The following is a 24,467-nucleotide window of genomic DNA, read 5'->3' on the forward strand; positions in this document are numbered from 1 at the left end:
TCTGCTTCAAGCAGCAGCTTACTCGTTGGGACAGCATCGTTCGTCGAGCACGCTTCCTATAGCTTATAGCTATATCATGCTGTTGCTTGAGCGTTCGAATAAATAGCTGTGTATCGTATCGGGAATCTCATTCAACTGATTCAAGGTGTAGAAAGCGCCCTTGGGTACGATATCAATTCCAACGATATTGTAGACCCATTCGGAGTCTGCCTTCATATGGATAGCATGAATGCCTGAGGTGAGGGCAGGGACGACATCGGTCCGTATGGAATTGCCGATCATCCATGTCGAGCTGCGGTCAAAGCCGCCTTCCTGCAGAATATTCTCCATAGCTTCGTTATTCTTATGAGAACGAATGTAGATGCGATTGCCGAAATAACGCTGGAGCTGCATCTTCTCTATCTTGCGCTGTTGAATGAGCAGTTCGCCGCCTGTATACAAATGAAGCTCATGACCGCTGGATGCAAGGGAATGCAGCGTTTCCTCCATATAAGGGTAAGGCTCAACCTCATGCTCATATACGCTTCGGCCAAGCTTCCACAGCATGTCCTCTTCCACAACGGAAGTTGCCCTGCCGACAAAGTCTGAGAAGTGGCGATAAGTATCAATGAATGATTGCGGAAAATGGTCGCTCTTGAAGCCGATGGCATGGACTCTGGCGATATCGATCTCTGTTTGCTTGTTGCGAATGATTTCTGGCGATAGCTCAAAACCACGAAAATAATCGGTCATGGAATCGATAAATTGATCGATGACGAAATAGAAATATCGATTGCAATATATGAGTGTATCATCAAGATCGAATAGTATATTCTGTTTCATCCGGGTCGGCTCCTTCCTCAATGGTTGCGGACTGTATGAACAATTTACCGCACATTGGGACGGTCCGTCAAATCGAATAAGTTTGTCGCCATTAACAAATACTTTATCCGGAGGTGAGTCTAACCATGCCATTCAACAAAAGCGAGAAGAAGGACAATCAGCGCAACGAGGCCAGCTTCGAAGAACCAGCCATAACTACGAAGCCGGAGAAAACAGGGCAGCGACCGCCCAGCTTAAACAATATTAACAAACAGCAGCAGTAGTTTATAAGTATGATCAGCAACGTGTTCCCAAGTGCGCCTCACGCATTCGCCAGAGGCGCACGGAGGGACGATTAAGCATACTTGCTCTGTTTGGCATTCAAATCTTGCTTAATAAACGCAATCCGTCTACGGACATAGAAATCATAGCTCTCGCCCTTAAGCTCCCGAGGTGTGATCACCTCGTCCACTGCGTTGTCGATAATAGTCAATGCGCCGTCGGAGTAGAACTTAAATGTCAAATCGCGCCACGGGCGGTGCCTTTCGATGAATCGATAGTTTTCACAGTTTCTCATGATGATCAGCCTCCTCAGAAATCAATTTTAGAACACCTGTTCTTATATTTGATTATACCAAACATTTGTTCGGATGGAAACAATTATTTGAATCCCTTAAACTAGATTGATAGACGTAACTGATATCAGTATAAAAGGAGCGCCGCAGATGATTAAAGTAACTCAACTAGCGAAGCAAATACCAGGCGGACCGACTGTACTTTCGGATGTCAGCTTTGAAATTCAGCGGGGAGAATTCGTCGCAATTAAAGGAGCGAGCGGGAGCGGCAAGTCGATGCTGCTGCGCTGTTTGGCACTGCGTGAGAAATGGAACAGCGGTACATATGTTGTTGATGGCATATCTATTTTTGATAAAGGCCTTGCAGGCAAGCTCAAGCTCCGTCGTGAAATGGCATATTTGGAGGAGAAGCCAACGCTTCTGCACAATCGGACCGTTCTGAAAAATGTTCTTATTGGCGCTTCTCACCAAACTCCGCTATGGAGAAGGCTGACGGGAAGGATAAGAAGCGACGATCATATGGGCGCAATGGATATGATTGAGAAACGCGGCCTGCTTGACAAGGCCGGAATGACCGCAGACAAATTAAGCGGCGGTGAGAAGCAGCGGGTAGCAATCGCGCGGGCTCTCGTGCACGGCGCCAAGACACTTCTCATCGATGAGCCTGTCTCTGGCCTGGATCCGCATACTGCTGAGCAGGTATTAACGGATTTGAAGGGAATGTGCCAGTCCCAAGGGGTAACCATAATAGCCGTCATACATCAAGGGGATTGGGCGGAACGTTACGCAGACCGTATTCTTGGCCTTAATAGCGGGAAGCTTGTCCTGGATATTAAAGGAAGAAGATTGACAGAACGCGAGAAGCAGCTGCTGTAAGTCATTAAAAAAGCGGGAATTAGCAATGGGAACATGGAAGGGCGCATATAATGGAGCATCATCCTAATTAGGCAGGTGACCAAATATGGCATTCCAATTTCCAGCCGTCATTCATGCTTCACGCGTTACCTTTCCCAAAGCTGAGCTCTGGGTTCCCGTAGTAAGCGGTCTGCACAACCCGGCGGCACGCAACGCAATGAACGAGATGATTAGAAACAAAGTTAGAGAGCTCGTGGCAGAGCAGGGTTCGCTGGATGATCCAAGAGCGGAAATGCAGGGGTACTTTGAAATAAAAACAAACGAGAAAAATGTGCTGAGCCTCTCGCTTTTTAATTACGCCTATACAGGCGGAGCGCATGGATTGACGCTTCAAGCGTCGCTTACCTTCGATACCGGAACAGGCAAGTCCTATTCATTGTCTGAATTGTTCAAGCCGAGAAGCCCTTATGTGAGCAGGTTATCGGATATTATTAAAGGACAGATAGAGGCGAGGGGAATTGCTACATTGGAGCCCTTTACCACTATTAGTCCTAATCAATCCTTCTATATTGCGGATCGTGCGCTTGTCATTTATTTTGCTTTATATGAATTGACGCCATACGCCTTTGGTTTCCCTTACTTTCCGATTTCTGTATACGAGCTGTCAGATATTATTAATCCCAATGGACCACTCGCGCCCATGACTGTGAATTATTAGGTGATGAAAATGTTTTATCACTCGTAATAGAGGAATTTTCGAGGACATGTCGAAAAGTGGTATGGGAAAGCTGATTAGAGGAGCATTCTCATGAATTATTTTCTCATACTGCTGCTTTTTGCAGGTGCAGCGTTAATCTTTTATATTATACGTCAATCGAAACTTAAACGTCTAAGTGCTGCTGACAATGATCGTGTAGAACAGATACAGGCTGAGCCGATGCAAAAGTTATTATCTCATGCCGGGAAAGATCGGGATGCTTCTGACCGTCAATTGGAACTGCCGATTCAAGCTGCTCCGCCCAAATCGGGTGATATGCCCCCTCGTATACTGATCGTTGATGATCAAGCGGCGATAAGAATGCTGCTATGCGAGATGTTTGAGCTCGAAGGGCTGCAGGTCTGTGAGGCCAGCAATGGAAGAATGGCTATTGAATTGGTGCGACAGATTCCAATCGACTTCATATTAATGGATGTGAAGATGCCAGATATGGACGGCTTCGAAACGCTTACCGAAATTCGCAGTTTCAATTCCACTGTTAAGGTTGCTATGATTACAGCATACGGCGATTCAGATAAGCTGGAGCTGGCGAAGCAGCTTGGGACGCTGGCATTTTTCACAAAGCCTTTTGACATTGAGATTGTAAAATCACTCGTATTGAGCAGCCTTAGATCGTCGTAGCTTCGCATTCGCATAATCAAGTGCTGACAACCGCTCCACCCTCATACAGTCAATGTATGGGGGTGGAGCTATGTTTATGGTTTATACGGGTTTGCTGATATTTCTATTCATTGGCGTGATAGCGGTATATCTCGGCGCAGTGGCGCAAGGGAGATCCGGCCAGTCGCTCCATCAGTCATTGAATCAGCACTCCGATTATGTTCGCTTTATGCAGGATAAGCATGAATTAAACCGATACGGCTACGCGCAGCAGCTATCACGCTCATTTGGCTCCTTCACTGCCTTTGGCGCTTCCTTCTCCACCTTGTCCGCTGCTGGGGGCGCTTTATTCCTGCTTGGTCCTGCTGCTGCTGCGGGTGGCCCTGCTGTTGTTGGCATAGGGTGGCCGCTGCTGGCTCTGTTCGGAATTGTGACGGCTTGTTCATTAGCGATGCTGGCATCTGCCTTCCCTCTTGCCGGAGGCTGTTATCACTGGGCAGTTGCGTGCGGCGGGCGACGACTGGCAGTCATAACGGGCTGGCTTCATTTATCAGGCAATATGGTTCTTCTTGTGGCTGCAAATCTGTTATGCGCGAGCTGGTTGAATGACACAGCAGGGAATCTGTTCGGTTATGATACAAGCTCATGGTCATTGTGTGCGATTATGGTTGGGTTGTATCTTTCTCAGACTATTGTCAGCTGCAATGGCGCTGTATCTCTCAGACGGATATGGGGTTCAATGACATGGCTGCATCTTGGTTTCATCGTTGGAGTTGCAGGGACACTTATCGCGATATCATGGCCAGGTGTTGTGCCGCTTGACCGGCTGTATGATATAGGAGGGACCTCCGCCGGTTCGAGTACATCGCTGTCCTTCCTGTCAGGCTTGCTGCTCCTGCAAAGGTTATTCATTGGGGGCGATGCGGCAGCACAGTTGGCAGAAGAAACGGTTGATCCCAGAATCAATGTCCCCTGGTCGATATATTTGTCTGTCGTTTATATATTTATCTTTGGTTTTGTCTTGTTTGTTATCCTTCTCATGCAGTTTCCATCTGTCACAGCAGGGTACGGCTCCTATAGCGCGCTAGGCGGGTGGCTGACAGATCTGTGGCTGGGCTGGGGCGGAGCTGCCAGTTGGATGGTTTGTATTGTTGTTCTGCTGCTTGGATGGAATAGCGGTCTGGCAGCTATGAACACAGGAGCCCGCATGCTGTTCTCCCTGGCAAGAGACAATGCTTCTCCATTGCCGAGACGGTTGTCCGCCGTGTCGGAGAAGACTCGCGTTCCGATTGGCTCTGCAGTTGGTATTGCTTTGGCGGCTGGTCTTGTTTCCAGCTTCCTGCTGTTCTTCAGCACATTCGGTGAAAGTACTTTCGTTCCACTAATTCTAAGCGGTATGATAGCGCTTCATTTGGCGTATGCGATTCCAATCGGATTGAAAATTCACGCGCGAAGAGGGTTGATACCTCCGGCTCTACATGGCCCATGGCAGGTTGGGAAATTATCGCCGTTCGTGGACGGAGTCTCCTTTCTGTGGTTAATGATAAGTGCGGTGGTTGCAATATGGATACTTGATGGCACGACATTGTCAACGGCTGGAGCGGTATTCTGCTGTATCGCTGCCTATGCTGAATTCATCCACCAAAGGGGAAAGAAGAAGGGTTTATTGCGAACGAGTGAGACGATAAAATTCAGCAGGCTCAAGCTGGATGAAATGATCCGAATTGAAAGAAAATTTCCGCAACAATAATTTCCCGTAAGCATGCTTAAATATTTCCCAGGTAAGCGCAGGAAACAACAGAAAAATCAGACTTTCGACATCGAAAAAATGGAGTGAATAGAAGGGCTGTGGAATGTATCGAAATTGATTAATTCAATTAATTATTTATGGCGGTAATAAAATGAAATGAATGACTCCACGAACCTCAGAAGGGGGAAGATTGCTTCGCACATCCAAGCCATCATATAATGACCTGAGAGAATAATGAAATGGGGAATGGGAATGGCGCTGCTGGGCAGAATCGTTTCACTTAATATATCGAAGCCGGTTACGATCATGCATGGGAATAAGGAAGTTGAAACAGGCATCAACAAGAAGCCGTCAGGCGAGCCGCTTATGCTCACCTTTACGGGGTTGATTGGTGATGGTCAGGCGGATTTGATCCATCATGGCGGACCGGATAAAGCGGTTTGCGCCTATTCATCCGTTCATTTCCCATATTGGGAAAGTCAATGGAAACGAACGGTTGAACCAGGAGCATTCGGGGAAAATTTCACACTGTCAGAGCTGACGGAGGGTTCATTGTGCATCGGGGATACGGTTCGTGTAGGGGATGCGCTCGTTCAAGTGAGCCAACCTCGCCAGCCTTGCTTCAAGCTTGGCCTCAAGCACGGTCTTCCAGAGCTGCCTCTGCAGGTACAGAAGGAAGGTTATACGGGTTTTTATTTCCGTGTAATAGAAGAAGGCAAAGTTGCTGAAGGGGATGAGCTTTATCTCGAAGCAAGGCATTCTGCGGCGCTCACCGTAGCCGAAGCGAATCGGATTATGTACATAGAGAAGTCGAATGTGGAGCGTATAGAGCGAATTCTTGCTGTTGAAGAGCTAGCCGAGAGCTGGAGACAGACCTTTCAGAGCAGATTGGCTAAATTGCTGGAAGAGAACAGCTAGCGGCAGTTGAGCGGAGAGAACACGAAGCTGCAACAACGATATGACTTTAGTGAGAAACGTCGATTTCGGCGTTTTTTTCATAGCCATATAACGGCTGATGTCATGTATGAAGTTTTTGCTCTATATAAATGGCATAACGCCATATAATGAAATAGGCGTTAATATCGGAGTCTTCGACAGCGATGAGATCACACACTTAACGGCTGGGGGCGGTTGAAATGAATTTGGCGCAAAGGCTTGGCTATGCTGCAGATGATCGGCTTGTTATCGTTAATGCGGATGATTATGGTCTGTGCCATTCCACTAATGCGGCGATTCAGAAGCTGTTGACCGACGGTGTTGTTTCATCTGCTACTATTATGATGCCCTGCGGGTGGGCAAGGGAAGCTGCGCTGTGGAGTGCGCGTCATTCTCACTTGGATATCGGTGTGCATTTCACGTTTACAAGTGAATGGGATTCGATGAAATGGGGACCGATTAATCGGATTGGTCCGATTGATACTCTCGTTACCGAGGAAGGTTATTTTCCCAAGGATGTGAAATCCTTCGAACGTCAAGCAGACTCAGAGCAGGTGCGTGCTGAATTGGAAGCACAGGTTAGAATGGCTCTGCGGCTGGGAGTGCGGCTTACGCATGCGGATAATCATATGGGAAGCCTGTATGGGCTGCAGACGGGCAGACATTTTCTTAATGAAACGTTGGATGTATGCGCGAAGTATGGTCTTCCGTTCAGGCTGCCGCGCAATTTGCTGATGGAGAATGGTCAGGTTGCGCCGGCAGAGCTGGCCCAGCAAGCGCGCAAGCATGCGGAGGCAGCGGATGCCAGAGGCGTGGTTGTGCTCGATTATTTGCTTGGTCTTCCTTTTCGCGGGGGACAAAATGATACATTCGAGATGCTCAAATCGCAAATGATTGCTCTGCTGAGCAACCTGCATGCCGGTGTCTCCGAAATCATTATTCATCCATCGTTAGTGACGGATGAGCTGCGGGCATTCCACGATTCGCCGTTAAGACGAGGGATGGAGCTTGATTTGTTCCGCGACCGAGACATACAGGAGACGATTAGAAGGGAAGGCATCCTTCCAATCCGCTGGCGTGAGCTTCAAGATCTCCAGCGGGGCGCAAAATAACGGGATCTTGCCGTACTATTAATGCCATTAAATGTACGGAAGCTTGCTATATCAGTAATTTCGGACATGGTGCAAATACCCCTGCTTATTAATATGATGTTTATTAATAATAAGCGGAGGGAAGGGAAGAACGTGTACTACACCTTCAACAACATGCAAGCACCTTACTACTATGCTTATAACAGACAGCAACCCATGTCCTATAAATCACTTCAAGAAGCGCTCAGCCTTATTAAGCAGGCGATCGAGGGTGAGCGTGAGGACGAATTGTTCTATGATTACCTCATTTCTGTAGCTCCGTCTCAAGAAGAGAAGGACATCATAATCAGCATCCGTGATGATGAGAGGAAGCATAACAGAATGTTTCGCAGCATCTACCAGAGTCTTACCGGGCAAATGATAACGGCGCCGGGTCAGGTCGAATTTGAGAAGCCCAAAACTTATATCGACGGAATTAGAAAGGCTTTGTTCGGCGAGCTTGCTGCGGTAGAACGATACCGCGATATTCGTGCAGGGCTTCCGAGTCGTTATTACCGTGACATGGTGTTTGAAATTCTGACAGATGAGCTGAAGCACGCGACCAAATATAATTATATTCTTGATTTGGATACAAGGAGGCTCATTGATAAGTAAAAGGTAAAAGCAGGCGGGATTATTGCCTGCCACCGGACTTATGTGAATAACAGCCCCGATGAACGAGCACATTCCAGAAGCGCTTTGCGGATTGTGCTTTTTATTATGCTCCCAATATTTCTGAAATTCCACCGAAAGAACCACTATTCGCCATTGGTTCATAATGGTATACTGATAGTTGTGAATTTAATGATTATTCAGACAAGTTGCGAAGGGAGTGGAAGAATTGGCAGTGCTTCCGAAACAGAATGAACTGGGTTTCTTCGAAATTCGCTTGGAATCTATCGGTGGCTTGGGCGCTAACCTGGCCGGCAAGATGCTGGCTGAGGCGGGCGTAGTTGGAAGCGGTTTCAATGGTGTTAGTTTTTCCTCATACGGTTCAGAGAAGAAAGGCTCGCCAGTTAAAGCGCATATTCGGTTCTGCGACATGGAGACGAACATCCGAGACACGACACCGGTTGAACGACCGCATATTGTAGGCATTTTTCATGAGAATTTGTCTAAAACGGTTAATGTTATCAGCGGAATTTATGAAGATAGTGTAGTACTGGTCAATTCATCCAAGTCGCCTCAGCAGCTTAAGGACAAGATGAAGCTTCTCGGTGGTACGATGGCTGTTGTGGACGCAACGGGCATCTCGCTGGAGGAGAAGAATCGGGTCAACATGGCGATGCTGGGCGGCTTATTCAGACTTTGCAGCTTTCTCGACTTTGAACATATGAAAGGCATTATCCGCAAGTCGCTAGAGAAGAAATATCCGCAGGCAGTGGAGCCAGCTCTTCGCACCTTCCAGCGCGGCTATGATGAAGTGCAGTTCCAAACCTTTGGTCTGCCGGAGGGCATTGAGATGCCGCTTCCGACAAGATGGGATATTCCCTCTCTCGGCTATGCTACGCAGCCAATGGGAGGCATGATTGTAAATCCGGGGAATAGCATATTGAAGGATCTCAGTATTTCCCGGCAAGGGATGATGCCGCATTTCGATGAGGAGAAATGTATCCATTGCGCCGCTTGCGATACGGCCTGTCCAGACTTCTGCTTCGTATGGGATGAGCAGGCGGACAAGAAGGGCCGTCCCCAGATGTTCCTGCAGGGGATCGACTATCAATACTGCAAGGGCTGCTTGAAATGCGTGGTCGCCTGTCCGACTGAGGCGCTCTCTTCGGAGAGGGAAACCGACGGATACGGGGAGACACATCGCATTCCGCATCGATTCCAATGGGCAACCTCATCATAATCAGTCATGCCAACGCAATGAGAGGAGAGAAAAGATGGCTATCGAGATCAATAAGGAAGTAAGCCAGGGCACTGTCGAGCAGCGCATGGTTTATGAATCGGGCAATGAAATGGCAGCTTATGCCGCCCATCAGATCAATTATCATGTGATGGGGTATTTTCCAATTTCACCTTCGACTGAGGTTGCGCAATTTCTTGACTTGATGAAAGCGAACGGACAGCATGACATTAAGCTCATTCCCGCTGATGGCGAGCACGGGTCGGCAGGCATATGCTACGGCGCTTCGGCTGCGGGCGGGCGTGTCTTCAATGCGACGAGCTCCAATGGATATCTCTATATGCTGGAGCAAATGCCTGTACAATCGGGAACGCGATTCCCGATGGTCTTGAATCTGGTATGCCGCTCTGTCTCGGGGCCTCTGGATATTCATGGCGATCATTCGGACCTGTATTTTGCTCTAAATACTGGCTGGCCGATTCTGATGTGTCGTGATCCTCAGGCAGTTTACGATATGAATATTATGGCGATCAAGCTGGCGGAGGACCCTTCGGTTAGATTGCCGGTTCTCATTGCTTCTGACGGGTATTTCACCTCTCACCAGAAACGCCGCGTGCAGACCTTCGCACATCGCGCTGATGTGCATGCATTTACCGGTGAGCGTCCGCCTGAGGGCTTCGCCCATGTGCTTGATCGCAATAACCCTATTACTGTCGGTCCTTATATGAATGAACCGGATTATATTAATAACTGCTATCAGCAATCGGTGGCGATGTACAATGCTTCCGCTGTGTTCGACCGAATACGGAAGGAATATGAGGTGTTGACAGGGCGCGATTATCCGATTCTGGATCTCTACCGAATGGAGGATGCAGAGGTCGCGGTGTTCCTGATGAATTCCGCATCAGAAATCATCAAGGATGTTGTGGATCAGCTGCGGGCCAAAGGGATCAAGGCAGGCTCAATCGCGCCTAATATGATCCGTCCATTCCCAGCGAAGGAAATAGCTGAGGCGCTGCGCGGCGTTAAGGCGGTTACGATAGGCGACCGTGCGGATTCTTATGGCGCTCATGGCGGCAATATGTCGAATGAGATCAAGTCGGCTCTGTTCACGCATAATGTGAGAGATACGCTTGTAATCAGCCGTGTTTTCGGACTTGGAGGCAAAGACTTCTACGCAGAGGATGGCCATCATTTCTTCGAGCTGGCCATTGAGGCTGCTGCGAGCGGGAAGGTGGACCGGCCATTCGATTATTACGGTCATACGGCGGGCGATCCTGACAAAGCGCCCAAGAGAGTATTGGAGCCGATGAAATACGAGGATCTGAAGACAGGGCTTATTACAGTTGACCGCGACGCCTCGACAGGCAAGCTCAAGGTGAAGGTTCCGCCTATACGCCAGCTGACCAAGAAGCCGAAGCGGTTGGCTCCTGGTCATGGCGCTTGTCCGGGCTGCGGCATTTTCTCCGGTCTGGAGCTGTTCTTCAAGGGCATTGAAGGTGACATTGTCGCGCTCTATCAAACAGGCTGCGCAATGGTCGTCACGACCGGATTCCCGTATTCCTCGCATAAGGCAACCTATATTCATAATTTATTCCAGAACGGAGCGGCAACATTATCGGGTGTTGTAGAGATGTTCTGGGAGCGCAAGCGACGTGGAGAGCTGGAAGCCTATGGGCTAAAGGATGACTTCACCTTCGTTATGATTACAGGCGACGGCGGAATGGATATCGGGATGGGGCCGGCAATCGGCAGCGCCCTCCGCAATCATAAGATGATCATTCTGGAGTACGATAATGAAGGCTACATGAATACAGGAGCGCAATTGTCTTATTCCACACCGCTCGGACACCGCACATCGACCTCCAATGTCGGCAAGCATCAGGGCGGCAAGCTGTTTCATCATAAGGATACGGCTCAGATTATGGCGGCGACGAACATTCCTTATGTGTTCACAGGCTCGGAATCATTGCCGCAGGATTTGCTTAGAAAAGCCGCCAAAGCGCAGTATTACGCGCAAAATGTCGGGCTTGTCTATGGCAAGATTCTGATTTCTTGTCCGCTTAACTGGCTGTCTGAGGAGCAGATTGGACAAACGCTGATCGATGAGGCTGTCAATACATGCTTCTTCCCGATGTATGAGGTGGAAGAGGGCGTTACGAATATCACGTATAATCCGGAGGACAAGGGCAAGCGAATTCCAATGGCAGATTGGCTCAAAAATATGGGCAAAACGAAGCATATGACCCGGCCTGAATATGCAGAAGCGCTGCAATCATTCGAGGATGAAGTCGAGAGGCGCTGGCTTCGCTTGAAGGCGAAGCACGACAATCCTTATCTCTAGAGGTCATACGTTGAATGGCAATCGAGGCGCAGGCGCATGATGCCTGCGCTTCCTTTGCATGTCGTGAAGCTTGGAAGGAGGATAGGGCGCCATGCCAATTGTGCTGAGGAACCGATCGACAGGGGAGATCGCTTGCGGAAGGCTTCGCAATGTTTATGATCTGATGTATTATGGCGCGATAGGGTGGGAGGATAAGGAAGCAGCAGAACGAATGATGAGTGAGGCACTGGCATCCGCTGGCTACGATCAGGAATCGAGCTGGGACCTGCTGGAGGTGAAGGAGGAGCGGCTCAAGCTGTTCAATGTGAAGCTGAACAATGATCCCGGACGCCAGTTGATTATGGAGAATGACGGCGGGATCGTCATTCGTAAACAGTAGCTCAGCCTCTTGGCACGTTTAAGAAATGCCTGCGGAGAAGGGAGGAATCTACATGCAAATGACGCACAATGAATATTTTATGCAGTTAAATATGCTGGATTCCATTCAGGATGCGCCCGCAGTAGGGAAGCAGCTGCGCAGTGAAGGGTTTACAGCAGTTCGCCGATTTCTTGATGATTTCCGCGCTTACATCAGGACTTATGAAGAAGAGCAGTGCCAGCAGGCGGAGCTATTGCTGCAAAAGGCTCGCGCAGCACTGCCCGAACCCGGTGGAATCAGCCCTTCATGGACCTTCATCTGGCAAGAGTTCGAGGGCATTATGACGACGAAGCGCCGCATTCTCGGCGAGATCGACAGGGAGCAGCGGAATGGAGAATGGCAGGTGCTGCTCGATAACCAATTCTCCAATCAAAGCATTGCCGTCTACCCCGGCCTGACCTTCTACGAGGCGGTCTATATGTTCGCTTATTTCCGAACGGAGCTGGTCCGCAATGAATATATCCGCCTGCAGAAGGTGGCTACCGTTATTACGATCATCGGTGGGGATCAATCGGCGCTAGAGGAAGGATAACCCGTCATTCTCAGATGGTCGGCAATCCTTCTGCCGTGGAAGCGGCCTGTTTCGATGAAGATTTCGTTCGCCTCGCGTCGTGATGCTACAACCCCGGCCAGATAGATGCCGGGAACATTGGTTTCCATTGTGGCGTCATTAAATGTCGGATAGCCTTCCGGCTCTATCGTTACTCCGATGGAGGTAAGAAAATCGCGATCGGGATGAAAGCCGGTCAGTGCCAGCACGAAATCGTTAGCGATCTGCTCGCTGACCGCGGCCTTTTCTACTGCAACCGTGCGCGGACCGATCGCTATGACGCGGGAATCGAATCGCATCTGGATTCTCTCCTTGTCCACCAAGCTCTTGAACGTTGGCAGCACCCAGGGCTTAATGCCAGGCGAGTAGCTGCTGCCGCGATAGACTACCGTAACGCTAGCTCCGACTCGTTCAAGCTCAAGCGCAGCGTCAATGGCGGAGTTGCTGCCGCCGATGATGACAACCTTTGTGCCGGTATAGGGATGGGCTTCGCGGAAAAAGTGGCTTACTTTATCCAACTGCTCACCTGGAATGCCAAGCTTGTTGGGATGGTCAAAATAACCGGTTGATATGATGATGACTGCAGCGCGGTAAGTCAATTCATCTCCATATCTGTCTTGGCTGATCAGCTCGAAGCCGCCTTCGCTCAGCGGTGTTATGCTTGTTACGGTCTCGTAGGCGTGAATTCGCACTCCTTTGCGCTGTGCGACGTTGCGATAATAGTTAAGCGCCTCCAGCCTTGAAGGCTTATCGTTAGCGGTTGTAAAAGGAATATCGCCAATCTCCAGCAGCTCCGGTGTACTGAAGAAATGCATGTAGGTTGGATATTGAGAGATGGAATGGACGACGTTTCTCTTCTCTATAATGAGCGGATTCAATCCGATGGCCTGCAGCTCAATGGCTGCGGCAAGTCCGCACGGTCCTGCTCCTATTATGATGACTTGTTCGTTATTCATGAATATGAACGCCAGCCTCCTTCAGCTATGAACGTGTGTCGCATTGATGTTGACAGACGACACTATTTTAACATAATCCTGCATATAGTATGTCATCCCGATCTTGCATTCAGGCAATTAGCTCTGTGTACATACGGAAGAATGATGTATAATAAGCTGATATTGCTAGTAAGATAAAGGGGGAGATAGAATGCGACGACGTTTTGTTATTGAAGCCGTTATGGTTGCTACCTATGGACATTTACTCGTACCAAGCCGTCCTGTCGATTTTGTCTTGCCGTATTCAACGATTATGGAGTTGTACGAAATGCAGGCAGGTCCAGAGCCCATAATGGATGATCTGGAGGAAAACGAGCATGTGAAGCAAAAAATTACGGAGCTGATCGGCTTCTTCGAGGATTCCTTCAACCGCAAGAAGATTGAGCGAGCGCTGCAAATGCCCTGGCGGGAAAGCTCGCCGCTTCTGCTTAATGACATGGTGCAATTTACTGTTGTTCATGCGATAGATAATGCCCATTACGGAGAATATTTCGACCCGATAGAGACTGAATTGCTGCTGACGGCTTTGAAGCTTCATGTTCCGTTGCTGTCGGATCAATTCGAATTTCAGGATCGGCTGATTGAAGCGGAAGTGCCTGTTCAAGTATACGATATTGAAGACTTCGAATTTGCGGTCGAGGAAGGAATACCAGCAACTGATCTGGAGATATCCCGCGATCTGTAGATTGTATAAAGTAAGTTCGGATTACCCACTTGCGCAAATATTGGAAAAAGTGATAAGCTGTGAATGTTTCTGACTACTACTATTCGAAAGGAGGGACGATGGATATGTTGCATTTTACATTTGCTGAGCATCAATTGAAAATTTGCATGATCCATCGGCCCGACTTCTAGCGACTGATGCAGCTTCTTGCTGCAGTGCAGCGAATAAGGAGACTTTGAGCCTTTTGGCTTGAAGTCTTCTTTTTTTTGTTGCAGGAATGCAGGAAGAACGCTCTTCACGAGTTGTGAAAAGGTGGCTCATGCTCGCATAGTCTGTTTTCTGCTTGTGTAGAAGCTCTTGAGAGGCAGCGCAGAAAACGTTCAGGAGGAGAAAAAATGAAAGTATTGCTTCGATTAACGAAGTATTTGCGTCCCGAAGTTAAATTAATGGCCGTTGTTTTCGTTATGCTGCTGCTGGGGACGATCATCGATTTGATAGCTCCGATCCTGCTGAAGGAAATATTCGATTCAGGCATTGCGAACAAGGATATTGCGTTAATTCTCGCATTGACATTATCCCTGATCGGCATACAGGTGATCAAGAGCATCGCGTCATTCATTCAGGGACGCTCACAGGAGCTTGTGGGACAAAATGTTATATTCACACTCCGCAAGGAGCTGTACAACCATTTGCAGCGATTATCCTTCCGCTATTATGACAAGGCGCAAACAGGGCAGCTTATGTCGCGGATGACAGGCGATATCGAAGCGGTCAAAAATTTTATCGGCTTCGGTGCGGTGTTGATGCTCCTTGGACTATTGACCTTCATCGGTACGATTGGCTTCATGCTGTATTTGCAGTGGAAGGTGACGCTAATCAGCATGTCCACAATACCGCTGCTGCTGTTCGTGCTTTGGAGATTCAACAATAAAGTCGGCTCGGCGTGGGGGCAGATTCGGGAGCAGATGGGCCGGCTTACGACAACTTTGCAGGAGAATATATCAGGTATTCGCGTTGTGAAGGCGTTTGCTCGGGAGAGGGAAGAGGAAGGAAAGTTCCGGGACCGCAATGAGCATAATTTCGAGACGAATATGCAGCGTGCCAAGCTGGAGGCGAATGCTTTTCCCCTCATGGGCTTCTATGGCGGCTTGGTCTTCTTGATTATGATTTGGCTTGGCGCTGTGTTCGTAGCGAGGGGCGAGATGACCTTGGGCACATTCATGGCCTTTCAATGGTATGTATGGGGTGTAATCTGGCCGCTCAACATGCTGGGCTGGCAGATCAATATTATGCAGCAGGCGATTAAAGCAGCGCCGAGAGTGCTGGAGGTTATTGATGCTTCCATCGAGATCGCCACACCTGATCAAGGGGGGACAGACGCCCGGCGCATTGGGGGCAATATCGTTTTTGAGGATGTGTCGTTTCATTTTGCCGATCAGGATGTTTCGAAGGATAAAGGGGTGCTTCAGCATATTAATCTGGACGTTCGCCAAGGTGAGATCATCGCTGTGCTGGGGGCGACAGGTTCCGGCAAGAGCAGCCTGATTGCTCTGATGTCGCGATTCTACGATGTTAGCGGCGGCAGATTGCTGCTCGACGGGATTGATGTGCGCGATTATGAATTGGATGGTCTGCGCCAGAGAATCGGCATTGTGCCGCAGGAAACCTTCTTGTTCTCGGCGTCGATCCGCGACAATATTGCTTACGGTATGCCCGAAGCCTCGCAAGAGGCGATTGAATGGGCGGCTCGCAAGGCGCATATCCATGCTTTTATCGAAACGATGCCGCATGGCTATGAAACACTGATCGGTGAGCGCGGTGTCGGACTGTCCGGCGGGCAGCGGCAGCGAGTTGCGCTTGCTCGGGCGATTCTGATGGACCCGCCCATTCTGGTGCTGGACGAAGCAACGGCAAGTGTGGATACGGCAACGGAATCAGCTATTCATGAAGAGCTGCTTGAGGTTATGAAAGGGCGCACAACGTTCATTATTGCGCAACGGCTGTCGTCGGTGAAACGAGCGGACCGCATTATCGTTCTCGACAAAGGCGCCATCGTTCAGCAAGGCACACATCAGGAGCTGTTCGAGGAGGAGGGCTTCTTCCGAAAGCTGTTCGAGATGCAGGATGCCGCAGCAGCAAGATAAGAGCAGCGCTGTACGAATGTTCGGTTGGATCAGGAGGGATAGAAATGAGTCAGGTGGAATGGGATTCCGACGATGAGCTAGAGGAGAAGCCCTTTAATAAAGCATATATGAGACGGCTGTTTCGATATTTATTGCCGTATAGGAAGATACTGTCCTTCGTTGGCATCATCGTCTTAATTAATATGGCGCTAAGCCTTGCCGAGCCATTGCTGCTCGGATATATTATCGATGCCGGTATTGTGAAAGGCGATTATACCGTTATTCATTGGATCGGATTCAGCCTGCTGGCGATCAGAATAATAAGCTGGCTGCTTGGCTATGTGCATACGCGACTCATTAATTTTACAGGCCAGCGTATTCTGTTCGATTTGCGGCAGCAATTATTCAATCATTTGCAAACATTGTCCTTTCGTTTCTTCGACGGAAGGCCAGCAGGCAAAATTATGTCGCGCATTACGAATGATACGAATGCGATCGGCGAGCTGATCAATGGCGGACTTATAACGATGGTGATGGAGGTCACTCATTTAGTAGGTATCGTAGCTATTCTGCTGTGGATGGATTGGCAGCTTGCGCTGTTGTCCTTCGCATCCTTGCCGCTGCTGTTCCTGGTCGTTGGCAAGCTGCAGCCCAGAATTGAAGGCGCGTATTCGCGTTCACGCAAGACGATGTCAGCGATTAACGGCAATCTGAATGAGACGATACAAGGTATCCGCGTCATTCAAGCCTTCTCCAGGCAGTCGGTCAATAATCGCAAGTTCGACACGTTGAATGCGAACAATAAGCAGGCCTACATGCGTGCTGCAACTTTGGAGAATACGGTGTGGCCGATCGTTGAGATGATCGGGATGCTGGGTACTTGCCTCGTCGTTTGGTTCGGCGCAATGAAAGTATTGGATGGCGTGTTGACGTTAGGCTTCGTGATGGCGTTCATCAATTACCTCTGGCGGTTCTGGGGGCCGATAAGCGCGTTATCCAAGGTTTACAGCCAGCTTCTGTCAGCAATGGCTTCGGCGGAACGGATCTTCGAGGTGCTGGATACGGAGCCAGAAATAAAGGATCGTGCTGAAGCAAAGGTGATGAAGTCCATTCGCGGCGAGGTTATTTTCGAGGATGTGTCGTTCCGTTATGGGGAGGATAAGCCGGAAGTTTTGCAGGGAATACAGCTTCATATTCAGCCTGGCCAGCGTGTCGCTATTGTAGGTCCAACCGGGGCCGGCAAGAGCACCATTGTCAATCTGCTTATGCGCTTCTACGATGCGACGGGCGGACGAATCTTGATTGACGGTCAGGATGTTAAGGATGTGACGCTGGAATCTCTGCGAAAGCAGATCGGTATTGTGCTGCAGGATTCGTTTATTTTCTCAGGAACAATCGAGGATAATTTGCGTTATGGCAATGAGGACGCTTCCGATGAAGCGTTGCGACAGGCAGCGCAGCATGTGCGAATTGATGGGTTTGTATCGCAATTCCCTGAAGGCTACGATACCCAGGTAGAGGAGCGCGGCTCCAAGCTTTCGGTGGGGCAAAGACAGCTGCTTGCCTTCGGGCGGGTATTGTTGTCTGATCCGAGAATTCTCATTCTTGATGAAGCAACTTCCAGTGTGGATACGGAGACGGAGCAGCATATTCAGGCCGCTCTTCATAGCGTGCTGCAAGGGCGCACGGCCTTTATTATCGCGCATCGCTTGTCAACAATCCGTGATGCCGATGTCATTCTCGTCGTCAGAGACGGGCGCATTACCGAGCAGGGAAGTCATGATGAGCTGATGCTGAAGGACGGCATGTATAAGAAATTGTATATGACACAATTCGAGATGCAGCAGTCGCTCGCTGCGAAGACTGGTGCTTAGCGAGTGATGCGCTAGGCGAGTATCTGCCTTTTAAACAGAAATTGCATTTCCCAGAAAACTGGACATTGCTCGGGGTTGTAAATTATTTTTCTATCTGGTAACATGGTAAAAATAATTAAAAACGCGATCATGCCTATGATGAGAATCCAACTCGGAGGCGTTGCGATCGGGACTGTTGCGACTGAGAATTGCAATGTCCCCTAAGTATTCCGGAACCGCACCGTTATTGGCGGATCAAGAGAGTTGGCACAATACGGCCAACTAATTTGGGTGGCACCGCGAGCGCGCTTCTCGTCCCTTACAAGGGGTGAGAAGCGCGTATTTTTATTTTCTCGGGAGGCTGTAAAACGATGCTTGATATGGTTATGATTAGAAAACAGTGGTTGGAAATAGGAGAAGTTGCAGTACGAAAAGGATTAGACTTTGATGTAAAGGTTTTGTTAGCGGTTGATGAGCAGCGGAAGGTGTTGCTTGCGGAGACAGAAGGAATCCGTGCACAGCGAAATCGCGGATCGGCTCTTGTTGAGCAACTGTTAAGAGATGGGCGACCGGATGACGCGGAAGCTCAAAAGAAGGTGAATAGCACGCTTGTTGCGGGACTCAAGGAAAAGGAAGCAGAGCTGCGAGAGCTGGAATCGGAATATAATCGGCTGATGCTGCTCGTTCCGAATCTGATCTCGCCCGATTCGCCCGAAGGAGCTTCGGATTTGGATAATGTAGAGGTCATGAGATATCTGGAGCCCCCTGCATTCGAATTTACTCCGAAGAACCATATTGAGCTTGGTGAAGCGCATGACATGATTGATTTGCGGCGCGGTGTGAAAATTGGCGGAGCAAGGCAGTACGTGCTGAAGAATGACGGCGCTCTCCTGCACCGTGCGATTATTCAGCTTGCCATGGATATTGCGCAGCAGCAAGGCTTCACACTGCTTGATGCTCCAGTTATGGTTCGGGAGGAGGCGCTGTTTGCTTCGGGATTCTTCCCTGGCAATCGCGAAGGAACCTTCGCTATCGATGGCGAAGACCAATGGCTGGCCGGTACGTCTGAGGTTCCGCTAATCTCTTATTACAGCGGGGAAACCATCGATCTGAATGAGCCCAAGCTGCTTGCGGCTGCAAGCCCGTGCTATAGAAGAGAGGTCGGCTCGGCAGGCAGGGATGTCCATGGCTTATATCGCGTTCATGGATTTTCCAAGGTGGAGCAGGTCGTAATTTGCCGTGCGGATTTGGAGCTTGCGGAGTGCTGGCTGCAGCGAATTCTGGCGAATGGCAGAATGCTAGTCGAGAAGCTGGAGCTGCCATACCGGATTGTTGCTGTGTGCGCTGGCGATATGTCGCAAAAAAATTACAAACAATACGATATTGAAACCTGGATGCCGAGCCGGGGGAACTACGGTGAAACGCATTCAGCGTCGAGTATTCTGGATTTCCAAGCAAGGCGGGCGGGCATTCGATATCGGGACAATGAGGGCAAGCTGCAGTATGCATATACGCTGAATTGCACAATCGTCGCAAGCCCGCGCATGCTTATTCCACTGCTGGAGAACCATCAGCGTGAGGATGGTTCCATCTATATTCCGAAAGCGCTCAGACCCTATTTGAGTGGAAGGGAGTCAATTATTTGAAATTCAGAAGCTTGATGGTCGCCCTGGTAGCCGTTATACCGTTCATTATGGTGAATTTCAGCAGTTTTTTAAAGGAAATGAGCCGAGTCCGATTCAAATTACGGCTTCAATCGTATATTGTTTGTGCTGGATGATCTTCGGTTACTTTACCGGCTATACGAGAATGCGAGTATTCTTCACGTTTTTAACGTTATATTGGGCAGTGGGCGCTGCATACCTGATAGTAGCCTATTATATCGACAATTTTATTTTATCGTTACCTGCTGTGCTAATTTTTGTTGGGCCTCTCTATGGACTTCGATATTTTGTAGGAGGGACATACGATCTCTCCTTAATATTCATCAATATTACTATTGTTTATGGAGCAGGTATTATTGGATTTTTACTAGGGTATGCGATTAATTATGCTGTCAAAAGCAAGCAGTGAGGTATTAAAAGCGGTCTAAGAAGGAATCATTGCATACCATAGTTACTCTAGGATTGAGTAAGGAGGTTGTAGCGGAATTAAATGAGGCACTAACGAATTAAAAAGTGAAGATAAATTACCTTGAATAGTAGGGGGGCTGAACTTGGCGCATAGTGCCATTCGTTATAAGGATAATACAAGATATATTCAGGATTCGCTTTTAGGTGGGGTTCTGCGTGCTATTTTTGAAGTGACGGATAGTAAAGTTACTGACAGTCCAATTAAATTTGGATGGTTACTTGAAGCTATCCATGAGTGGTGGAGTGATTTTGAAGACATGCCCCCTGGTTTAAAAGACATTGAATTAGATAAATGGTTGATTGATGATGAAAAGAAGACAGACTTAGAAGAGATATTAAGTATTGCCCAAGATAATGTTGATACAGAAATATATCCTGAAATTACAAAATTTATAGAAGCGCTAAAGGTTAAATGAATTTTTTGAAACAAAACAACAACACTTGTAAAGATGCCGTTAGCTATACTTTTCCGTCACTAAAAAAGGTCGATTATGGTCAGATACGACTATAATCGACCTGCTTTTTGTTATCTCATACTACTGTTAGGTCGGAAATTCTGCATTTCAGTACAAAGAAGTTTGAGTCGTGGCGAGTTGCAAGCCGTCACTTATTTTAAGTCTAGTTTTTTAGTTTAATAGCATGTATACTTTTGTGTATGTAATTACAATTAGTACCATTTAGAGAAATTAGAGAGGGGTTATTTGAAATGAGTTTGGAATCGGTACAACGGTTGGCTGACCAAATCAGGTCCAATGTAAGCAAAGTTATTGTGGGGAAAGAAGATATTATCGACAAGCTGCTCATTGCAATTATTGCCTCCGGCCATGTCTTGCTTGAAGATGTTCCGGGCACGGGGAAGACGCTTATTGCGAAAGCGCTCTCCAAATCTTTGGACTGCACATTTAAGCGCATACAATTTACTCCTGATCTACTTCCTTCAGATCTTAGCGGCATTAATTTCTATAACCAAAAGCTCTCGGAATTCGAATTCCGCCCTGGGCCTCTTTTTGCCAATATTGTACTTGCGGATGAGATCAATCGTGCGACTCCACGTACTCAATCCAGTCTTCTGGAATGTATGGAGGAGCGTCAGGTGACGATTGATGGGACAACGCACGGTCTGGACAAGCCATTTCTAGTCATCGCCACGCAAAATCCGATCGAACAGCAAGGGACATTCCAACTGCCTGAAGCACAGCTTGACCGTTTCTTGTTCAAGATCAAAATGGGATACCCTACCTCAGAGGAGGGGCTTCATATTATGAAGCGCTTCATGTCGGATAACCCGCTGGAGCAGCTGGCGCCGGTTGCCAATGCAGCCGATATCGCGGAAGCGCAAAGGGCGTATCTCCAAGTGCTGGTCAACGAAGATATTCTGCGTTACATCATGTCTATTGTAGAGGCAACACGCAATCATACAGATGCTGCACTTGGGGTGAGTCCGAGGGGCAGTCAAGCCTTGCTCCGCGCGTCTCAGGTGTATGCCGCGCTTCAAGGGCGCGAATATGTTAAACCGGATGATGTGAAAGCAATGGCTGTGCCGGTGCTTGCGCATCGCATCGCCCTTCGCAGCTCACAGCGACTTCGCCCTGACGCGGCTGAGAATGTTATTGAATCTGTTCTGCGTTCGGTTGTAGTGCCCGCCGACTCCCCTCTAGTGAAATATTAATTCACCAGGATTCTAATGAGAGGAGGCAGAGGGAAGCTGTATGAGTATACATTGGTTTATTATTAGCGCGGTTCTCGTTATTATTATTCAGCTTATGATCTTTCGCAGATTCAGTACGAGGAATTTCTCGTATGAGCGTTCCTTCAATAAAACGCATTGCTTTGAAGGTGATCGTGTTGAGATGGTCGAACGAATAGCCAATCGCAAGGGGCTGCCAATTCCTTGGCTGCGCGTGGAATCCCAGCTGGATTCTGGGCTAAAATTTAATAGCAACACGAATTTCGACGTCAGTGACGGGACTCTTTATCAGAACCATAAGAGCTTGTTCAGCTTGATGGGCTATAAGCAATTGACGCGCCGCCATAACGTTCTTTGCAGCAAGCGCGGCTGTTATCGTCTGACGAGTGCGGCATTGACCTTTGGCGATTTGTTCGGCTTACATAAGAAGTGGATCAGAATCCCTCTATCGGAGGAGCTTATTGTCTACCCAAGTCCTATTGAATTAGCGGAGCTGAATTTGCCTTCGAGAAGCTGGCAAGGCAATGTTTCTGTTCGTCGCTGGATTGTGGAGGATCCCTTCTATGTGACAGGTGTTCGTGATTATATGCCTGGCGATTCTTTGAAATCGATCAATTGGAGCGCTACCGCGCGTGTTGGCGAGCTGCAGGTTCATCGCAGAGACTACACGGCAGATTATAAGCTGATGATTGTGCTAAATGTAGAGGATCATGAGCTTGTCCGTACAACCGTCCGAAATCCGGAGCTTATTGAACGTGGTATTCGTTATGCAGCCGCACTCGTACAATTTGCGACAGAACAGGGCTTGGCTGCGGGTTTTGCCACCAATGGACACAGCTTGGATACACCTAACCAAACCATTGAGGTGGGGATGGAAACGGGCAATGATCATATGTTTTATATTTATGAGCAAATGGCCAAGCTCGTTATTTCACCCGTGATCAAGTTCGATGCCTTATTGCACCAAATTGCCGAGAGTAATACGGAACGGTATGATATCGTCGTATTGACCGCCTATATGTCTGAGAAAATCGAGTCTGCACTGGACAAGCTGAGAAGCGAAGGGCATGGCGTAGATCTTATATCGATCCCGGAGCAGGCAGGTGATGCCGCATGACGGAAATCATCCGGAGGAGTCTGCTCGTCCTACTTCGCGGAACGATCGAGTTGGTGCTTTACTTGCCAATTTTTATTTGGTTTCATGTTCTCCTGCTGCCGGCAGGGTCAGGATGGCTTTGGTTAGCTCCGATGCTCATCGCTTATCCTGCGGGATATTGGTTGAACAGGAAGCTGTCGTTCCATCACTTTGCAATGGTGCTGCTTTTCAGCATTATTCCAGCGGCTTTGTATGGGATGCTCGTATACGGCTTGTCATACATAGGTATAATGACGATCATTGCAACGACGATTGGCATGTACCGGGGACAAATGATGGCTTTGTTCGCATGGTCGGAAAGATTTTTGCCGTGGCAATATGGAGTAGGATTATTTACTTATTTCGCTGTTTCATTGCTATTTGGGCATAAGCCGCTGTTCCAGCCATACTTTTTGCCGCTTCTCGTCTTCGGCTTGGTATCGATAGTGTTGACTCTCTATACCACTAACAAGAGCTATGTCAATGCAGAATCTTTAACTGGCGAAATGGCTCCGAAAGTGGAGAAGGTTGTTAAGAGACAGAATCGGATGTTCGTTTTGATTGTCATCGCAGTCGCTGTCCTCATCGTATTTACCTATCAGCTGCAATGGATATTCACAGAATTGTGGCAAGTGATAGCGGCTTGGTTGAATAGCTGGGAATTTGAAAAGTATGAGTCTGGAGAAGCGCTTGTACCTGACATTCCTGTAAGTCCACCTTCAGAGGAAACGGTTTCAAGCGCAAGAGATTACGATATATTTAATTACATTATGTATTTTATTTTTATGCTGATCAGAGTTTTGATCATAGGCGGAATACTAGTGTTCATCATCTATATTCGCCATCTGCCGAATCTGATTCGGTATTTATTGAAATTATGGAAGCAGCTGATTCAGCGTGAGCAGGTGACGGTTGAAGAGGGCTACGTGGATGAAATTGAGGATATCCAGAAGCCTAAGCGAATATGGGCATTTCTTTCAGGCCGCAATAAGGAGCATCGATTGAAATGGACAAATTTGCAAGACAATGAATCGCGTATTCGGTTTCTGTACCGTCAGTGGCTTGCCATTGGCGCGAAGCGAGGTTTTATCTTCAAGCCGCATTTTACTCCGCAGGAGAATGGCGCAGAGCTGATCACGCACTGCAATGAGATTGAAGCGGTCTGGGCTCACGCTCTGCTGGATCAATACAGCGATGTTCGGTATGGCGAGAAAAAGGCGCAGGAAGATAAGCTTCAACATCTGATCGATACTCAATCAAAAAACAAACGATAGGAAGCATCATACATATCT

Annotated in this window: 24 protein-coding genes; 21 read left to right on the forward strand and 3 right to left on the reverse strand. The window is 48.4% G+C overall.

Features of this window, described 5'->3' with window-relative positions; translation table 11 throughout:
• Positions 1 to 69: 69 nt before the first annotated feature.
• Positions 70 to 822 carry an HAD family hydrolase gene (locus tag L6H65_RS09610; RefSeq protein ID WP_236340748.1) on the reverse strand — a complete coding sequence of 251 codons (753 nt, stop codon included), beginning with the start codon at positions 820 to 822 and terminating at the stop codon, positions 70 to 72.
• Positions 823 to 947: 125 nt separating this feature from the next.
• On the opposite strand from L6H65_RS09610, the gene L6H65_RS09615 reads away from it, so the two are divergent.
• Complete coding sequence (locus L6H65_RS09615; protein ID WP_236340750.1) at positions 948 to 1,085, forward strand: hypothetical protein; 138 nt, start codon at positions 948 to 950, stop codon at positions 1,083 to 1,085.
• A 71-nt stretch (positions 1,086 to 1,156) separates the two neighbouring features.
• On the opposite strand, the gene L6H65_RS09620 is transcribed toward L6H65_RS09615, so the two are convergent.
• Complete coding sequence (locus tag L6H65_RS09620; RefSeq protein ID WP_236340753.1) at positions 1,157 to 1,378, reverse strand: hypothetical protein; 222 nt, start codon at positions 1,376 to 1,378, stop codon at positions 1,157 to 1,159.
• A gap of 148 nt (positions 1,379 to 1,526) precedes the next feature.
• On the opposite strand from L6H65_RS09620, the gene L6H65_RS09625 reads away from it, so the two are divergent.
• The 11 genes from L6H65_RS09625 (at position 1,527) to L6H65_RS09675 (ending at position 12,568) form a co-directional block, all read left to right on the forward strand.
• Complete coding sequence (locus L6H65_RS09625) at positions 1,527 to 2,252, forward strand: phosphonate ABC transporter ATP-binding protein (protein WP_236340762.1); 726 nt, start codon at positions 1,527 to 1,529, stop codon at positions 2,250 to 2,252.
• Between the two features lie 85 nt (positions 2,253 to 2,337).
• Complete coding sequence (locus L6H65_RS09630; protein WP_236340764.1) at positions 2,338 to 2,949, forward strand: DUF3298 and DUF4163 domain-containing protein; 612 nt, start codon at positions 2,338 to 2,340, stop codon at positions 2,947 to 2,949.
• A 90-nt stretch (positions 2,950 to 3,039) separates the two neighbouring features.
• Positions 3,040 to 3,630, forward strand: a complete 591-nt coding sequence (locus L6H65_RS09635; RefSeq protein ID WP_236340766.1) for a response regulator — start codon at positions 3,040 to 3,042, stop codon at positions 3,628 to 3,630.
• Between the two features lie 70 nt (positions 3,631 to 3,700).
• Positions 3,701 to 5,359, forward strand: a complete 1,659-nt coding sequence (locus L6H65_RS09640; protein WP_236340768.1) for an amino acid permease — start codon at positions 3,701 to 3,703, stop codon at positions 5,357 to 5,359.
• A 234-nt stretch (positions 5,360 to 5,593) separates the two neighbouring features.
• Entirely contained in the window at positions 5,594 to 6,277 is a 684-nt protein-coding gene (locus L6H65_RS09645) for an MOSC domain-containing protein (RefSeq protein WP_236340770.1), read from the forward strand.
• 218 nt (positions 6,278 to 6,495) lie between these two features.
• Entirely contained in the window at positions 6,496 to 7,407 is a 912-nt protein-coding gene (locus tag L6H65_RS09650) for a polysaccharide deacetylase family protein (protein ID WP_236340772.1), read from the forward strand.
• Between the two features lie 195 nt (positions 7,408 to 7,602).
• On the forward strand, positions 7,603 to 8,040 hold the full coding sequence (locus L6H65_RS09655; RefSeq protein ID WP_236340774.1) for a ferritin-like domain-containing protein: 438 nt from the start codon (positions 7,603 to 7,605) through the stop codon (positions 8,038 to 8,040).
• Between the two features lie 226 nt (positions 8,041 to 8,266).
• Complete coding sequence (locus L6H65_RS09660) at positions 8,267 to 9,277, forward strand: 2-oxoacid:acceptor oxidoreductase family protein (RefSeq protein ID WP_236340783.1); 1,011 nt, start codon at positions 8,267 to 8,269, stop codon at positions 9,275 to 9,277.
• Between the two features lie 34 nt (positions 9,278 to 9,311).
• A complete protein-coding gene (locus L6H65_RS09665) occupies positions 9,312 to 11,618 on the forward strand; it encodes a thiamine pyrophosphate-dependent enzyme (RefSeq protein ID WP_236340793.1) in 2,307 nt (768 codons plus the stop codon).
• Positions 11,619 to 11,709: 91 nt separating this feature from the next.
• A complete protein-coding gene (locus L6H65_RS09670; RefSeq protein WP_236340795.1) occupies positions 11,710 to 11,997 on the forward strand; it encodes a hypothetical protein in 288 nt (95 codons plus the stop codon).
• A gap of 52 nt (positions 11,998 to 12,049) precedes the next feature.
• Complete coding sequence (locus L6H65_RS09675) at positions 12,050 to 12,568, forward strand: hypothetical protein (protein ID WP_236340797.1); 519 nt, start codon at positions 12,050 to 12,052, stop codon at positions 12,566 to 12,568.
• Here L6H65_RS09675 and L6H65_RS09680 read toward each other — a convergent pair.
• On the reverse strand, positions 12,544 to 13,542 hold the full coding sequence (locus L6H65_RS09680; protein WP_236340807.1) for a YpdA family putative bacillithiol disulfide reductase: 999 nt from the start codon (positions 13,540 to 13,542) through the stop codon (positions 12,544 to 12,546). The genes L6H65_RS09675 and L6H65_RS09680 overlap by 25 nt on opposite strands.
• A 190-nt stretch (positions 13,543 to 13,732) precedes the next feature.
• Here L6H65_RS09680 and L6H65_RS09685 point away from each other — a divergent pair, with 190 nt between their 5' ends.
• From L6H65_RS09685 to L6H65_RS09725, 9 genes are all read left to right on the forward strand, one after another.
• Entirely contained in the window at positions 13,733 to 14,266 is a 534-nt protein-coding gene (locus L6H65_RS09685; RefSeq protein WP_236340809.1) for an ADP-heptose synthase, read from the forward strand.
• A gap of 374 nt (positions 14,267 to 14,640) precedes the next feature.
• Positions 14,641 to 16,389, forward strand: a complete 1,749-nt coding sequence (locus tag L6H65_RS09690; RefSeq protein ID WP_236340811.1) for an ABC transporter ATP-binding protein — start codon at positions 14,641 to 14,643, stop codon at positions 16,387 to 16,389.
• Between the two features lie 44 nt (positions 16,390 to 16,433).
• Entirely contained in the window at positions 16,434 to 18,242 is a 1,809-nt protein-coding gene (locus tag L6H65_RS09695) for an ABC transporter ATP-binding protein (RefSeq protein WP_236340813.1), read from the forward strand.
• A gap of 350 nt (positions 18,243 to 18,592) precedes the next feature.
• Complete coding sequence (serS, locus tag L6H65_RS09700; RefSeq protein ID WP_236340815.1) at positions 18,593 to 19,867, forward strand: serine--tRNA ligase; 1,275 nt, start codon at positions 18,593 to 18,595, stop codon at positions 19,865 to 19,867.
• Complete coding sequence (locus L6H65_RS09705) at positions 19,845 to 20,294, forward strand: hypothetical protein (RefSeq protein WP_236340817.1); 450 nt, start codon at positions 19,845 to 19,847, stop codon at positions 20,292 to 20,294. The genes serS and L6H65_RS09705 overlap by 23 nt, the downstream gene beginning before the upstream one ends.
• Before the next feature lie 142 nt (positions 20,295 to 20,436).
• On the forward strand, positions 20,437 to 20,769 hold the full coding sequence (locus tag L6H65_RS09710) for a hypothetical protein (protein WP_236340819.1): 333 nt from the start codon (positions 20,437 to 20,439) through the stop codon (positions 20,767 to 20,769).
• Positions 20,770 to 21,059: 290 nt separating this feature from the next.
• Positions 21,060 to 22,022: an AAA family ATPase gene (locus tag L6H65_RS09715; protein ID WP_236340821.1), complete on the forward strand. Its 963-nt coding sequence runs from the start codon at positions 21,060 to 21,062 to the stop codon at positions 22,020 to 22,022.
• 40 nt (positions 22,023 to 22,062) lie between these two features.
• A complete protein-coding gene (locus L6H65_RS09720; RefSeq protein ID WP_236340823.1) occupies positions 22,063 to 23,157 on the forward strand; it encodes a DUF58 domain-containing protein in 1,095 nt (364 codons plus the stop codon).
• The gene (locus L6H65_RS09725; protein WP_236340826.1) at positions 23,154 to 24,449 is read left to right on the forward strand and encodes a DUF4129 domain-containing protein; all 1,296 of its coding nucleotides are present in this window, start codon (positions 23,154 to 23,156) and stop codon (positions 24,447 to 24,449) included. The genes L6H65_RS09720 and L6H65_RS09725 overlap by 4 nt, the downstream gene beginning before the upstream one ends.
• Positions 24,450 to 24,467: the final 18 nt, after the last annotated feature.

It is taken from the genome of Paenibacillus plantiphilus (assembly GCF_927798095.1).
GTDB classification, from domain to species: domain Bacteria; phylum Bacillota; class Bacilli; order Paenibacillales; family Paenibacillaceae; genus Paenibacillus_Z; species Paenibacillus_Z plantiphilus.

Bases quoted from the DNA above. Each gene is read 5' to 3' on its own strand.
- L6H65_RS09715 (WP_236340821.1), top strand. From the start codon at position 21,060: ATGAGTTTGGAATCGGTACAACGGTTGGCTGACCAAATCAGGTCCAAT.
- L6H65_RS09725 (WP_236340826.1), top strand. From the start codon at position 23,154: ATGACGGAAATCATCCGGAGGAGTCTGCTCGTCCTACTTCGCGGAACG.
- L6H65_RS09685 (WP_236340809.1), top strand. From the start codon at position 13,733: ATGCGACGACGTTTTGTTATTGAAGCCGTTATGGTTGCTACCTATGGA.
- L6H65_RS09615 (WP_236340750.1), top strand. From the start codon at position 948: ATGCCATTCAACAAAAGCGAGAAGAAGGACAATCAGCGCAACGAGGCC.
- serS (WP_236340815.1), top strand. From the start codon at position 18,593: ATGCTTGATATGGTTATGATTAGAAAACAGTGGTTGGAAATAGGAGAA.
- L6H65_RS09645 (WP_236340770.1), top strand. From the start codon at position 5,594: ATGAAATGGGGAATGGGAATGGCGCTGCTGGGCAGAATCGTTTCACTT.
- L6H65_RS09610 (WP_236340748.1), bottom strand. From the start codon at position 822: ATGAAACAGAATATACTATTCGATCTTGATGATACACTCATATATTGC.
- L6H65_RS09680 (WP_236340807.1), bottom strand. From the start codon at position 13,542: ATGAATAACGAACAAGTCATCATAATAGGAGCAGGACCGTGCGGACTT.
- L6H65_RS09675 (WP_236340797.1), top strand. From the start codon at position 12,050: ATGCAAATGACGCACAATGAATATTTTATGCAGTTAAATATGCTGGAT.
- L6H65_RS09625 (WP_236340762.1), top strand. From the start codon at position 1,527: ATGATTAAAGTAACTCAACTAGCGAAGCAAATACCAGGCGGACCGACT.
- L6H65_RS09640 (WP_236340768.1), top strand. From the start codon at position 3,701: ATGTTTATGGTTTATACGGGTTTGCTGATATTTCTATTCATTGGCGTG.
- L6H65_RS09655 (WP_236340774.1), top strand. From the start codon at position 7,603: ATGTCCTATAAATCACTTCAAGAAGCGCTCAGCCTTATTAAGCAGGCG.
- L6H65_RS09690 (WP_236340811.1), top strand. From the start codon at position 14,641: ATGAAAGTATTGCTTCGATTAACGAAGTATTTGCGTCCCGAAGTTAAA.
- L6H65_RS09620 (WP_236340753.1), bottom strand. From the start codon at position 1,378: ATGAGAAACTGTGAAAACTATCGATTCATCGAAAGGCACCGCCCGTGG.
- L6H65_RS09635 (WP_236340766.1), top strand. From the start codon at position 3,040: ATGAATTATTTTCTCATACTGCTGCTTTTTGCAGGTGCAGCGTTAATC.
- L6H65_RS09650 (WP_236340772.1), top strand. From the start codon at position 6,496: ATGAATTTGGCGCAAAGGCTTGGCTATGCTGCAGATGATCGGCTTGTT.
- L6H65_RS09720 (WP_236340823.1), top strand. From the start codon at position 22,063: ATGAGTATACATTGGTTTATTATTAGCGCGGTTCTCGTTATTATTATT.
- L6H65_RS09695 (WP_236340813.1), top strand. From the start codon at position 16,434: ATGAGTCAGGTGGAATGGGATTCCGACGATGAGCTAGAGGAGAAGCCC.
- L6H65_RS09670 (WP_236340795.1), top strand. From the start codon at position 11,710: ATGCCAATTGTGCTGAGGAACCGATCGACAGGGGAGATCGCTTGCGGA.
- L6H65_RS09665 (WP_236340793.1), top strand. From the start codon at position 9,312: ATGGCTATCGAGATCAATAAGGAAGTAAGCCAGGGCACTGTCGAGCAG.
- L6H65_RS09630 (WP_236340764.1), top strand. From the start codon at position 2,338: ATGGCATTCCAATTTCCAGCCGTCATTCATGCTTCACGCGTTACCTTT.